The following is a 13,040-nucleotide window of genomic DNA, read 5'->3' as shown; positions in this document are numbered from 1 at the left end:
ACGGTAACTATTTGTTGTCAGTAAAATTTAGCTCTATGTTGCTACAGAGCCCTCAATGTTTCAACGAGTAGTAGATCTTTTCTGCCAGCCCTTGCGAAATACCCGGCACTTTTGCAATTTCCTCCATGCTGGCGTTGAGTAATCCTTGCAATCCGCCCATATACTTCAGCAGCATCTGGCGGCGTTTTGGCCCAACGCCCTCAATAGTCTCAAGCGTGCTCGTGTTTTTGACCTTCGCCCGTTTTTTGCGGTGGCCGCTGATGGCATGGTCGTGCGACTCATCGCGAATATGCTGGATGACGTGCAGCGCCGGGGAGTCCGGCGGCAGGCTGAAGCCCTCACCTTCCGGCTCAAAGAACAACGTTTCCAGACCGGCCTTACGATCGGCCCCTTTTGCCACGCCTAACAAAAGCGGATGGTTTTTGTCCCACTCAACGTCGAGCGACTCGAATACCGCTTTCGCCTGGCCTAGCTGCCCTTTCCCGCCGTCGATAAGAATCACGTCCGGGATCTTGCTCTCTTCAATCGCTTTACCGTAGCGGCGACGCAGCACCTGATTCATGGCGGCATAGTCGTCACCCGGCGTGATGCCGGTGATGTTATAGCGGCGATACTCGGCGCGCAGCGGGCCGTTGGCGTCAAACACCACGCAGGACGCCACCGTCTGCTCACCCATCGTATGGCTGATATCAAAACATTCCATACGCTTCACTTCCGGCAGCTTCAGGAGCGTCGCCAGCGCGGTTAAACGCTGGCTGACCGTCGATTGCTGGGACAGCTTAGTGGTGAGCGCCGTCGCCGCGTTGGTCCGCGCCAGCTTCAGGTAACGTGCACGGTCGCCGCGCGGTTTGGTTTGAACATTCACCCGACGCCCGGCCAGTTCGGAAAGCGAATCAGCCAGCAGGGTTTTATCGTCAAGATTAAAATCGAGCAGGATCTCAGAGGGCAGCGTACGCATCTGGCTGCCCTGCAGATAGAACTGGCCGACAAAGGTTTCCACTACTTCTCCCAGCTCGGTGCCGCCAGGCACCTTCGGGAAATAGCTGCGGCTGCCGAGCACTTTGCCCTGGCGAATAAACAACACGTGCACGCAGGCCATGCCGGCGTCGAACGCCACGCCGATAACGTCGAGATCGTCGCCGGTATTCGAGACAAACTGTTTCTCAGTAACTCTGCGCACCGCCTGGATCTGGTCGCGGATCCGCGCAGCCTCCTCAAACTCAAGCGCGGCGCTGGCTTTTTCCATTCGGGCGATCAGCTGAGTTAAGACCTGATCGTCTTTGCCTGCTAAGAACAGGCGTACATACTCCACCTGCTGCGCATACTCGTCTTCACTGACCAGCCCGGCAACACAGGGGCCAAGGCAGCGCCCAATCTGGTACTGCAGACACGGGCGCGAGCGGTTGCGGTAAACGCTGTTTTCACACTGGCGGATCGGGAAGATTTTTTGCAGCAGCGCCAGCGTCTCCCGCACGGCATAGCCATTCGGGAAGGGGCCGAAATATTCACCCTTCGCATGTTTTGCGCCGCGGTGCATCGCGAGGCGCGGATGGGTGTCGCCACTCAGAAAGATAAACGGATAGGACTTGTCGTCCCGCAGCAGCACGTTATAGCGCGGCTGGTAGAGCTTAATATAGTTGTGCTCAAGCAGCAGCGCTTCCGTCTCGGTATGCGTCACGGTGACATCAATATTCTGAATGAGTGAGACCAGCGCTTCGGTCTTACGGGAGGCAAGGTTGCTGCGGAAATAGCTGGAAAGACGTTTTTTGAGATCTTTGGCCTTCCCCACATAGATAACCGTACCGCCAGCGTCATACATCCGATAGACGCCTGGCTGGCTGGTTACGGTTTTCAGAAATGCTTTTGAATCGAATACATCACTCACTGACTTAACAACGTCTCCGCGTTACATAAACCATGCCGGATGGCCAGATGAGTCAGTTCAACATCACCATGAATGTTCAATTTACTGAACATACGATAACGATAGCTGTTGACCGTTTTCGGGCTGAGATTCAGCTGCTCTGAGATCTCATTCACTTTCTGACCCTTGGTGATCATCAGCATAATCTGCAATTCACGCTCAGACAAACTGGCAAACGGTGATTCCGTTTTCTCGGGTTCGATCTGGCTCAGCGCCATCTGCTGCGCAATGTCAGAGGCAATGTAACGCTGCCCGGCAAATACAGAACGGATAGCATTGACGACTTCCTGAGGTGCGGCGCCTTTGCTCAGGTAACCGGCAGCTCCCGCCTGCATCACCTTCGCGGGAAGCGGGTTTTCAGTATGCACGGTCAGCATGATGACTTTCGTATCAACAAAGGTACGCGCGATTTTGCGCGTTGCCTCAAGGCCACCGATACCGGGCATGTTCATATCCATCAGCACCACATCGGCCGAGTTTGTGCGGCACCATTTTACGGCGTCTTCCCCACAGCACGCCTCACCGGCAACTTTAATACCTTTAATATCTTCAAGAATGCGTCGTATCCCTGCGCGCACCAGTTCGTGGTCATCAACAAGAAGGACGTTGATCAAAGGAAATGTCTCCAGAATAGGGATAACGCTACTGAGTGATAATTTGGCTTATATTAACGGTTTTCATGACAAGATTAAAACGTTAAAAAATCGGCTATTCGATTTTGTTCTCGTTTTTGGAAATTAGCCTGTACAGTCCATGGAAAGAGATCCCTTGCCATCAGAGCTTTTGCGGCTTTTTTTAAGTATCTGTATTCAAAAAGTTACAAAAAACTTGCACGTTTTCCTCGCGAAAAAACGGTTCTCAAATTTTTGTAACAATAATTAACGGCAAGTAAACCAGGCGCAAACAATTAATAGCCGAACCCGAGCGCCAGTTTACCGGCTGGCTCTGTTTACGCAAATAAACACCGGCGTAAAAGTACGAAAAACAACCGCTGCATTTTTTGCTGCAGCTTGTGGTATACTCCGCCGCCTTGACTTTCGTCGTCGCGCTTTAGCGCCGTTTAATAATGAGGAAAATAAATGAGCACACCTGAATTTGCCACTGCGGAGAATAACCAGGAACTGGCACAGGAAGTAAACTGCCTGAAAGCGCTGCTAACGCTGATGCTGCAGGCGATGGGCCAGGCTGATGCTGGTCGTGTGATCATTAAAATGGAAAAACAAATCGCGCAGATGGAAGACCAGGCGGAATCGGCCGTATTTGCTAACACCGTAAAGCAAATCAAACAAGCGTACCGCCAGTAACAAAAAACGGCTGGATGCAGTGCATTCAGCCGTCCACTCGTCTGTCACGCAGAACGTACTCTCTAATCAGATCAGTCCCGTAGCCGCCGCATAACAGGCTATCTGCGTCTTGTTTGGCGCATTAAATTTTTTCTGCATATTCTTCTGATGGAAGTTAACCGTATTCTCTGAAATAGAGAGAATGATCGCTATTTCCGCAGACGTCTTCCCTTCCGCAGTCCATTTCAGAATTTCTCGTTCGCGTTTGCTGAATTTCATCTCAGGCGGCATAACCATCTCATCTTCAAAACGCAACAACGCGGTTAATGCCATTTGCACCAGCATCTGCAGCCGCAGCTCTATTTCCTCGCTCGAAAACGGACCTTCCTGTGCGCTAGTACGGGAAACCGAAAGGAAGCCGAGCGCATGATTAGGCAGCATCAGACACTGTGTTATTCCCGAACGTAAACCGAAGCCCTGCGCGCTGCTCCATAATTCCTGAGCATCCGCAAATAATTCGTCCGTCCAGGGTAAATGCCCCTGAATGAAATTCTCGGGCTTGAGCACCGGATCGATGGTGAAATAGTTCTCTGACTGATATTGCGCCTGCCACTGTTGTGGATAAGTGGTATGCACAGCAATTTTAGGCCGCGTAAACGGCACCGGATGGCGCACACAGAGTGCGTAATAATCGAATTCCAGCGCCTGAGTTTGTCGCTGAAGTTCATGATATACCTCGGCGGCACAGGTCAATTCCTGAAACCGGAGGGAGCAATCCCGTCGCCAGGTGAAAAAGTCTGAATCCTTCATACTTACTAAAAGAAGCCTCTGAAAAGATAATCATTATTATGGTGAATATAACCTAACACATAAAACTTATTTTCAACTACAAAATATCGGCAATAGCACAATTAACTGCGCAATGGATAAGGTTTATTCTGTTCGGGTGGAATAAAAGAACACCGTTTAAGGCGAAGAGCGAGGATAATTTGCTCCAGAAGAACTTTCTGGAGCAAATTAGTGCAAAAATGCTACTGCATGAGGAATTTTTCCAGGAACTGACGGGTTCGCGGCTGCTGAGGGTTAGCAAACAGGCTTTTCGCCGGTCCCTGCTCCACAATCCGCCCCTGGTCCATAAAGATGGCTCTGTCCGCCACGTCGCGCGCAAAGCTCATTTCATGGGTCACGATGACCATGGTGCGTTTTTCCTGCGCCAGCTGGCGGATGGTATTCAGCACCTCTCCCACCAGCTCGGGATCGAGCGCGGAGGTCGGTTCATCAAACAGGATCACGTCAGGGCGCATCGCCAGCGCCCGCGCAATGGCCACGCGCTGCTGCTGCCCGCCCGACAGGCGGCGCGGGTAGCTGGTCTCTTTCCCTGCCAGCCCAACTTTAGCGAGCAGTTCACGCGCGCGCGCCGTCGCTTCCTCTTTCGGCTCGCCTTTTACAATGACCGGCCCTTCAATAATATTTTCCAGCACCGTGCGGTGCGGGAAAAGATTGAAGCTCTGGAACACAAAGCCAACATGCTGGCGCAGGCGGCGAATCAACCCTTTCTGCTGGCTGATGGATTTACCGGTATCAATCGTTATCTCCCCAACCCGAATGGTGCCCCCTTCCGGCTGTTCAAGCAGGTTGATACTGCGCAGCAGCGTGGTTTTCCCCGACCCGCTCGGACCAATAATCGCCACGACTTCGCCCTGCTCAACTTCCAGGTCGATCCCGTGGAGCACCGTTTGCCCGTGGAATTTTTTCACCAGGTTTTTAACGTCGATAGCACTCATTTTGGATCACGCTCCTGGCGGTTAAGCTGGTTTTCAAAGTAGTTTTGCAGAGCAGACAACACCGTCGCCATTACCCAGTAAATCAGCGAGGCGGCCAGATACATGGTGAAAACTTCAAGGGTGCGCGAGGTAATAAGCTGCGCCTGACGGAACAGCTCAGGCACCTGAATGGTTGCCGCCAGAGAAGTATCTTTCACCAGGCTGATGAAGCTGTTGCTGAGCGGCGGCAACGCCACCCGCGCCGCCTGCGGCAGAATGGCGCGACGCAGCGTCTGCCACGGCGTCATCCCGATACTGGCCGCCGCTTCCCACTGGCCTTTATCAATCGACGAGATCGCCGCGCGCAGGGTTTCGGAGGTATAGGCCGCCGTGTTAAGCGACAGGCCAATCATCGCCGCCGGGATCGGATCCAGCTCGATGCCGAACTGCGGTAAGCCGTAGTAGATCATAAAGAGCTGAGCGATGAGCGGCGTACCGCGAAACACGGAGATATAAAAGCGCGCCAGCCAGCGTACCGGCAGAATGGGCGACATGCGCATTAAGGCCAGTACAAAGCCCAGCACCAGCCCGAAGAACATCCCGCCGATACTCAGCTGTAACGTAAATACCGCACCTTTCAGCAGGAACGGCAGAGAATCAATAACCAGTTGAATACTTTCTTGCATTATTATTTTTCGACCTGATTTTTAGACATGAGGATGATAAGCAAACAGCGCGGGCGCCCCGCCGGTGTGCACAAATAAAATCGGCCCTTCATCCTTAAAGCGTTTCTGCGCAATGCCATCGATAAGCCCGGCCATCGCTTTACCCGTATAAACCGGATCGAGCAGTATACCCTCAAGGCGCGCCAGCAGCTTAACGGCTTCCATTCCCTCTTCATTAGGCGTGCCGTAACCCGGCGCAAAATAGTCATCCCAGAGCAGAATATCAGCCTTTGCCTTCAATTCCAGCTGCTCTGCCACCGCCTGTTGCAGAGCCACTACTTTTGGCTTCTGGTCCGCGACGCTGCGGGACACCGTTACGCCAATCAGCTCGACCTCCGGCAGCAGTTGTTCCAGCCCCACCGCCAGCCCGGCATGGGTGCCCGCACTTCCGGAGGCAACCACCACAGACGAGAGGCTCACCGCCCCTTCGCACTGCTGGGCGATTTCCAGCGCGCTTTCCACATAGCCCAGCGCGCCCAGCGCATTCGAACCACCGACGGGAATGACGTAGGGACGGAAACCCTGCGCTTCCAGGCGCGTGGCCAGATCGTCAAGCTGCGCGGTCGGGTCGGTCAACGCATCAACCATCTCCACCTGCACGTTAAACAGATCCAGCAGCAGACGGTTCCCGTTGGACAGATAGTTTTCCGCTCGCGTGCCGATCGGGTTTTCCAGCAGGGCCACGCAGTGAAGTCCGAGCTTTGCCGCCACGGCCGCCGTCTGACGAACGTGGTTGGACTGAATGGCCCCGGCGGTGATCAGCGTATCCGCGCCTTCGCGCAGCGCGTCAGCCGCCAGAAACTCCAGCTTGCGCAGCTTATTGCCGCCCATCGCCATCGGCGTCACGTCATCGCGCTTAATGAAAATATCGCGTCCCAGATAATCAGAAAATCGCGGCAGGTACTCGAGCGGCGTCGGCGCGCCGATAAACTCCAGACGGGGAAAGCGCGTTAAATTCTGTAGTGACATGGATTCTCCGGTAACCTAGACAAAATGTGATATTTTTCATTATGCACGCAGACGCGTAAGAAATAAAAAAGGCGCTTTTAAAAGCGCCTTTTTTTCACGTCACTAACTTACTTGGTGACGTCCGCCCCGAACCACTTCTCAGACAGCGCCTTCAGGCTGCCGTCTTTCTGCATGTCAGCAATCGCGGAATCGATGGCTTTCACCAGATCCTCGTTGCCTTTACGGACGGCCACGCCGGATTCCTGACGAGAGAACGCGTCACCCGCTACCGCGAGGGTATTGTTGGTTTTCTTCACCAGATCCAAAGCGGCCAGACGGTCAACCAGAATGGCGTCGATACGGCCTACGCGCAGATCCTGATATTTCGTCGGGTCATCATCATAGGTGCGGATATCCACGCCCTGAACGTTCTGGCGCAGCCACTCTTCGTAGTTGGTTCCCAGACCGACGCCAACTTTTTTGCCTTTCAGATCGGCAGCCGTTTTGATGGAGCCTTCGTTACCTTTCTTCACCAGCGCCTGGATACCGGACACGGTGTACGGCGTGGAGAAGTCATACTTCTTCTTACGCTCGTCAGAAATGGTCACCTGGTTAATCACCACGTCAATACGTTTTGAATCCAGCGAGGCCAGCATACCGTCCCATTTGGTCGGTTTCAGGGAGGCTTTAACGCCGAGGTGTTTTGCCAGTTCTTCTGCAAATTCCACTTCAAAACCGGTCAGCTTGCCGTCATCACCCTGGAAGCTGAACGGAGGATAGGTTCCTTCCAGCCCGACCAGCAGCGTACCGCGCTCTTTTACTTTATTCAGCAGGTTTTCTGCGGCGAACGTTTTTACGCTCATGCCCGCAACCAGCGCGACGGCCATAACTCCCATCAGCGCCTGACGACCCAGAAGTGCAAATTTCATAAATACCCCGATATAGTGGAATTTTTACGTAGTGTAGAGAAATCGCCTGCAACGTCAAAGGCGACTGCGCTACATCTTATTCTTTTTTAATATATATCAGAAGTTGTTCCGGCGAGCGCTTTCTGCTTCACGGAACCCGGCATTTGTACCTTATATTGCGCATACTTGCGCAGCGCAATACGGTAGTTATTGGTGCTGGTTGCAGGCAGCCACGGTTCCAGATTTTCATCCAGATAACCTGTCTTGAGCAGATCGCGAGAGATATTGTTTACGGTCAGATGCTGCCCAAGGCGTCGCAGGCGAACCACATATTCGCGCACGGTGCCGTGGCTCATCTCCGTTTGTTCAAACAGGAATTGTTTGAAGCCGATGATATCGAAGAAGTCGCTTTGCTCTTTGCAGTGGAGATCGCCACAGAAACGGCAAAGCGCCACCCACTCTTTTTGCTCTTCGAGCCACGCGGCTTCATCCATTAACGTGTCGAGGCGAGAGATTGCGATTTTATTCACGATCTCGCCGCGGCGAACCAGCGTGATACGATCGAGTAATTTGTTACAGTGGGCGCAATGCGTCTGGCTGTGTTTAAAGTCTTTCAGGTAGCGGCTTAAAGGCCGTCTTTTAGATTGCTGCACCGTCATGATAACTCCTGGTTGTCAATACGTTGTGCGGCATTTTTCGGGTGATTGGATCACCTATAACTTACCCAGCTTGGTTCGTAAGCGTTTAATGGCCTGGCTGTGCAGCTGGCTAACCCGCGACTCCCCCACCTCCAGAACCGCGCCAATCTCTTTAAGATTAAGCTCTTCCTGGTAATAAAGGGTCAACACCAGCTGTTCGCGCTCAGGCAGAGCTTCAATCGCTTCCATTACGCGCTGGCGTAAATTCCCTTCCATTAAATGGTGTAACGGGTTTTCCTGCTGGTGCTCGTCCGTCACCAGCTCGATGCTATCGCCATGCTCTTCGCGCCACTCGTCATAGGAGAAGAGTTGGCTATTATTGGTATCGAGCAACATCTGACGATACTCTTCAACAGCAATGCCAAGACGTTCCGCCACTTCGGTTTCCGTTGCGTTGCGTCCCAGTTCCTGTTCCAGCTGCCCCATCGCATGCGCCACTTCGCGCGCGTTGCGGCGAACGCTGCGCGGCACCCAGTCGCGGCTGCGCAGCTCGTCCAGCATCGCACCACGAATACGCTGAACTGCGTAAGTCGTAAATGCCGTTCCTTGCAGAGCGTCGTATCGGTCAACTGCATTCAATAACCCGATACCGCCCGCCTGTAGCAGATCGTCAAGTTCCACGCTCGCCGGCAAGCGCACCTGGAGGCGCAATGCTTCGTGACGCACCAGCGGGACATAACGCTGCCACAGCGAGTGTTTATCCATTACACCTTCAGCGGTATAGAGTGAATTCACGATAAACAGCCCTGCGTTAGTTGAGTTATCGGCATGATTATCCGATTCTGCAGGGCGTTCAATTGGATGAAAAAGGGGGATAAAGTGAGGTTATTCTGAGGTTGCCCGCAGGAGGGGCAACTTTTCTGGCTAAATTAACAGTTGCAGCAATGAGATATCGTCGCCCAATTTGACGCTATCTATATGTTGATGAAAGAGCTTTCCTGCTTCCTGATTATGCTGGCTCAGGGAGTGGAAACTGTAAATAACGTCAATAATATTGTCTTGTTCAATTTTCCCCGCCGCGATGGCCTGACCGGCAAGCAGCGATTTGAGGAAATAGAACTCCGCGACGATTAAATAGAGATTATTCAACATGCTGCGGCCGTTGCTCTGCGGGAAGCCCTGCTCCCAGAGCTTGTATTTAAAAAAGTTCTTAAACAGGTGATCGTTTTCCGTCAGGTAACCGCCCGCCACATCGCGCCAGACGGACTCGATGTTTTCCATGACCTTTTCTGCCGAAACGGTGTCATCGACAGATTCAAACTGTTTATAAAGCTGGTCAAAATAACGGTTTAATACGGCGCCGCCGCGGGCTGTCGCTTTCTTCGTAAAGTAGCTTTGGATGAGCGAGATTAACGCGAATTTCAGGCTGTAGTTCTGATTAAACCCGCCTAACTCCGTCTTGATTTTACCGCTCACCAGCTCGTTCACCAGCGAAAAATAAACCGTTTCGAGCGTGCTGATATTCTCTTCCAGGTTTTCGAGCTTTTCAGCCACCATGAGGAATTTCACCACGGCATAAACCTGCTCTTCAACGCTCACCGCCTCAACGCTAAATAGGTTCTGGCAGAAGAGATTGATGACCTTAATCTTCAAATCCATCGCTGGCGCATTATTCACGTCCTGCTGAACGCTGATGGATTCCATCATCGACATCGACGCCCGATCGTTCAACAGCAGACGAGTCACTTCCGGGCACGAGAGATTGAGCGATTTTTCAATTTCATTTTTATAGACCCGGTTTGTCCGCGGGAACGTCGAACAGGTTGGGCTCAACGCCTGGGCACCCATGGCGCTATGAATAGAGCAGAGCTTTTCCGTATCCATAAACGGGCAGTTTTTACTTTCCGTATGGAAAATCACTTCGCCCCAGTTGCCGTACTGTTTTTTTGTGACTTTTATCGCCGTTTTCGCCGTGTGACGAATGCCGGTATTTTTACTGTTCAGATAGCGGTTAACGGAGGATTTATCAAACGCGATGGTCCAGCCCTGACAACAATGTTCACGGCACTCCCCACCGACACAGGAAAAATCTGCGACCAGTTTAGGCTGGGTAATAACGATCTGTTTCACGGGCGGGTCCTCAAAATTCAGAGACAAAAAAACCCCGCCGAAGCGGGGTTTCGTGCGTAAAATTAACGCAGCAGAGACAGAACGGTCTGTGGAACCTGGTTTGCCTGAGACAGAACAGAAGTACCAGCCTGCTGCAGGATCTGCGCGCGGGACATGTTGGAAACTTCAGTTGCGTAGTCAGCGTCCTGGATACGGGACTGAGCAGCAGACAGGTTGTTAGAGGTGTTGTTCAGGTTGTTGATTGCAGAAGTGAAGCGGTTCTGCACAGCACCCAGACCGGAACGAGCGGTATCAACTTTAGCGATAGCTTTGTCAATGGTGTCCAGATCGGTAGCGGTCATTGCTTTCAGGTCGATAGCGTTCACACCCAGAGTGGTAGAGTCAGCTTTAGCACCGCTCAGGTCCAGGTTGATGGTGTCGCCGTCGTTTACGCCAACCTGAATTTTAACCACACCAGCAGTACCTGCAGTGCCGTCCAGCAGTTTGATGCCGTTGAAGTCAGTTTTGCCCGCAACGCGGTCGATTTCAGCCAGACGCGCGGTAACTTCATCCTGCAGAGAGGCCAGGTCAGATGCGCTGTTGGTGCCGTTGCTTGCCTGAACAGCCAGTTCACGAACGCGCTGCAGGTTGCTGTTGATTTCATTCAGAGAACCTTCAGCAGTCTGCGCCATGGAGATACCGTCGTTGGCGTTACGCGCTGCCTGAGTCATGCCTTTGATCTGAGCGGTCATGCGGTTTGCAATCGCCTGGCCAGCGGCATCGTCTTTCGCGCTGTTGATACGCAGACCTGAAGACAGACGCTCAATAGCAGTGCCCAGAGAAGACTGAGATTTGTTCAGGTTGTTCTGAGTAGTCAGGGACAACAGGTTAGTATTGATAACTGCCATAATTTTCTTTCCTTCAAAAATTGGGTTTTAGGTCCGGTGCCTAACACTCACAGCGTCTCTCACCGTCAACAAGGTTATCGACGGGTCCCGAAAAGACTTTAGAATCAATTTCGAAAAAATTATAACTATATGATTATTAATGATTTTATTTTTAAAAAAATCAATTAAGGTTCATCATAAGGTTATTATTTACGGCTTTTTATTACGCGGAATATGCCAAAAAAAGGCACACACTTATCTGTGTTATTGGCGCACTAAAAAACGTCCCAAAGTGCAATCGTTTCATTTAACGCGCCAGGACATGCCTATTCTTTGGATTATTTTTTTCTCACCATCGTAAACTTTTACTATTCGAGGCCGATAAGAGTCCTGAACTACTTTCGTATTTAAGGAAAATATGCATGGCTACTATCAGTAACCTCGGGATAGGTTCTGCAGGACTCGGGGAATTATATAATCAGTTGGATGCAGCAGAACGAACCAAGCTGACGACGATTACTACCCAGCAATCAACGTATAACGCACAGTTAAGCGCGTACGGCAAGCTGCAGAGTGCCATGACCTCGCTGCAGACTGCGACCGCTGCGCTGGGTAAAGCAACCACATGGAACTCAACCGCCGTAAGCAGTACCAACACGGCCTTTACCGCAACCACGACCGCAGACGCATCCGTCGGCTCTTATGTGGTTAACGTCAATCAGGTGGCAAAAGCACAGGCGCTCACGACGGGCTCCTACACAACCAACACGGAGCTGCTGGGCGGTACGACCGGCACGACGCGTAAAATCACGATTACCCAGCCGGGAACAAAAACGCCTTTAGAGGTGAACCTGGCCGATGACGATACCTCGCTTGCCGGGATCGCCAGCGCGATCAACAAAGCGAACGGCAACGTCACCGCCAGCGTAATCAAGGCGAAAGACGGCGATTACCGCCTGATGCTGTCATCGAAAACCACCGGCACGGATGGCGAGATGACCATCAGCGTCACCGGTGACGACAAGCTGCAAAGTGCAATCGGCTACGACTCAACCGCCAAAACCGGCGCGCTGGCGGTAAATACCGCGGCCCAGAACGCGATTGTCGTGGTGAACGACATCAAGATTGAGCGTCAATCGAACACTATCTCCGATGCGCTGCCGGGGATGACCTTCACCGTGAAGGCCGAAAGTAAAGCAGATGAAATGCTGGAAGTGACGCGCGCCACGGATGCGAACCAGAAAGCCGTAACGGACTGGGTAACCGCGTATAACTCGCTGCAATCCACCATTAATAGCCTCACCAAATATGTGCCGGTCGACGCAGGTTCTGGCAGCCAATCCACCAGCAACGGCGCGCTGGTGGGTGATGCAAACGTGCGCGGGATCCAGTCTCAGCTGCGCGGCCTGCTGACCGAAGTTCAGGCCGGCTCCGTTCAGATCATGGCTCAGCTCGGGATTACCCAGGATCCGGTGAAAGGTTCAGACGGTACGGTCGGTAACCTCAAAGTGGATACCGATAAGCTGAAAAAAGCGCTGACCGACAACCCGACCGCCGTACAGCAGTATTTTATCGGTGACGGAAAGAAAACCGGTCTGGCGACCCAGATGAACAACACGCTGACCACCATGCTCAGCACCAGTACCGGCAGCGCGGGTGTGATCCAGAACGCGAAAGACGGTATCAACAAAACGCTGAAAACCCTGGGCGAACGTTACGATTCTATGGAAGCCACTATTGATGCCACCATGGCGCGTTACAAAGCGCAGTTCACCAGCCTGGACGTATTAGTCACCAAAATGACCAGTACGGCCAACTACCTGACCCAACAGTTCTCACAAAAATAGTCGTAGCC

Annotated in this window: 13 protein-coding genes and 1 pseudogene; 3 read left to right on the top strand and 11 right to left on the bottom strand. The window is 52.4% G+C overall.

The annotated features are described in order from the left end of the window. Window positions 1–52 precede the first annotated feature (52 nt). Both uvrC and uvrY read right to left on the bottom strand, forming a co-directional pair. Entirely contained in the window at window positions 53–1,885 is a 1,833-nt protein-coding gene (uvrC, locus tag OSH03_RS08755; protein WP_151412574.1) for an excinuclease ABC subunit UvrC, read from the bottom strand. Beyond that, window positions 1,882–2,538 carry a UvrY/SirA/GacA family response regulator transcription factor gene (gene uvrY / locus OSH03_RS08750; protein ID WP_013096026.1) on the bottom strand — a complete coding sequence of 219 codons (657 nt, stop codon included), beginning with the start codon at window positions 2,536–2,538 and terminating at the stop codon, window positions 1,882–1,884. Before uvrY ends, uvrC begins: the two co-directional genes overlap by 4 nt. Window positions 2,539–2,909: 371 nt before the next feature. Between uvrY and OSH03_RS22165 the strand changes: the two are divergent. Both OSH03_RS22165 and OSH03_RS08745 read left to right on the top strand, forming a co-directional pair. After that, window positions 2,910–2,978, top strand: a pseudogene (locus OSH03_RS22165) (hypothetical protein); the annotation flags it as partial. A gap of 25 nt (window positions 2,979–3,003) precedes the next feature. After that, window positions 3,004–3,228, top strand: coding sequence for a DUF2594 family protein (locus tag OSH03_RS08745; RefSeq protein ID WP_014832453.1), 225 nt, complete (start codon window positions 3,004–3,006; stop codon window positions 3,226–3,228). Window positions 3,229–3,294: 66 nt separating this feature from the next. Here OSH03_RS08745 and sdiA read toward each other — a convergent pair whose 3' ends face one another. From sdiA to OSH03_RS08700, 9 genes are all read right to left on the bottom strand, one after another. Then, window positions 3,295–4,017: a quorum-sensing transcriptional regulator SdiA gene (gene sdiA, locus OSH03_RS08740; protein WP_151412573.1), complete on the bottom strand. Its 723-nt coding sequence runs from the start codon at window positions 4,015–4,017 to the stop codon at window positions 3,295–3,297. A gap of 221 nt (window positions 4,018–4,238) precedes the next feature. Further along, on the bottom strand, window positions 4,239–4,991 hold the full coding sequence (gene tcyN / locus OSH03_RS08735) for an L-cystine ABC transporter ATP-binding protein TcyN (protein ID WP_041909387.1): 753 nt from the start codon (window positions 4,989–4,991) through the stop codon (window positions 4,239–4,241). Continuing rightward, window positions 4,988–5,656: a cystine ABC transporter permease gene (gene tcyL / locus OSH03_RS08730; protein ID WP_028013677.1), complete on the bottom strand. Its 669-nt coding sequence runs from the start codon at window positions 5,654–5,656 to the stop codon at window positions 4,988–4,990. The genes tcyN and tcyL overlap by 4 nt, the downstream gene beginning before the upstream one ends. 21 nt (window positions 5,657–5,677) lie before the next feature. Next, window positions 5,678–6,664, bottom strand: a complete 987-nt coding sequence (gene dcyD, locus OSH03_RS08725) for a D-cysteine desulfhydrase (RefSeq protein ID WP_266178833.1) — start codon at window positions 6,662–6,664, stop codon at window positions 5,678–5,680. A 107-nt stretch (window positions 6,665–6,771) separates the two neighbouring features. After that, a complete protein-coding gene (tcyJ, locus tag OSH03_RS08720; RefSeq protein WP_047652374.1) occupies window positions 6,772–7,572 on the bottom strand; it encodes a cystine ABC transporter substrate-binding protein in 801 nt (266 codons plus the stop codon). A gap of 86 nt (window positions 7,573–7,658) precedes the next feature. Continuing rightward, entirely contained in the window at window positions 7,659–8,210 is a 552-nt protein-coding gene (gene fliZ, locus OSH03_RS08715; protein ID WP_061097767.1) for a flagella biosynthesis regulatory protein FliZ, read from the bottom strand. A gap of 54 nt (window positions 8,211–8,264) precedes the next feature. Further along, a complete protein-coding gene (locus OSH03_RS08710) occupies window positions 8,265–8,984 on the bottom strand; it encodes an RNA polymerase sigma factor FliA (RefSeq protein WP_014170714.1) in 720 nt (239 codons plus the stop codon). Between the two features lie 129 nt (window positions 8,985–9,113). Continuing rightward, entirely contained in the window at window positions 9,114–10,319 is a 1,206-nt protein-coding gene (gene fliB / locus OSH03_RS08705) for a flagellin lysine-N-methylase (protein WP_266178832.1), read from the bottom strand. Between the two features lie 62 nt (window positions 10,320–10,381). Then, a complete protein-coding gene (locus OSH03_RS08700; RefSeq protein WP_277614598.1) occupies window positions 10,382–11,206 on the bottom strand; it encodes a flagellin N-terminal helical domain-containing protein in 825 nt (274 codons plus the stop codon). 401 nt (window positions 11,207–11,607) lie between these two features. Here OSH03_RS08700 and fliD point away from each other — a divergent pair, with 401 nt between their 5' ends. Further along, window positions 11,608–13,032 (top strand): flagellar filament capping protein FliD, encoded by a 1,425-nt coding sequence (gene fliD, locus OSH03_RS08695; RefSeq protein WP_266178831.1) that lies wholly within the window; start codon window positions 11,608–11,610, stop codon window positions 13,030–13,032. Window positions 13,033–13,040: the final 8 nt, after the last annotated feature.

Source organism: Enterobacter nematophilus, from assembly GCF_026344075.1.
GTDB lineage: Bacteria > Pseudomonadota > Gammaproteobacteria > Enterobacterales > Enterobacteriaceae > Enterobacter > Enterobacter nematophilus.
This window is presented reverse-complemented; position numbering and strand designations above follow the sequence as displayed.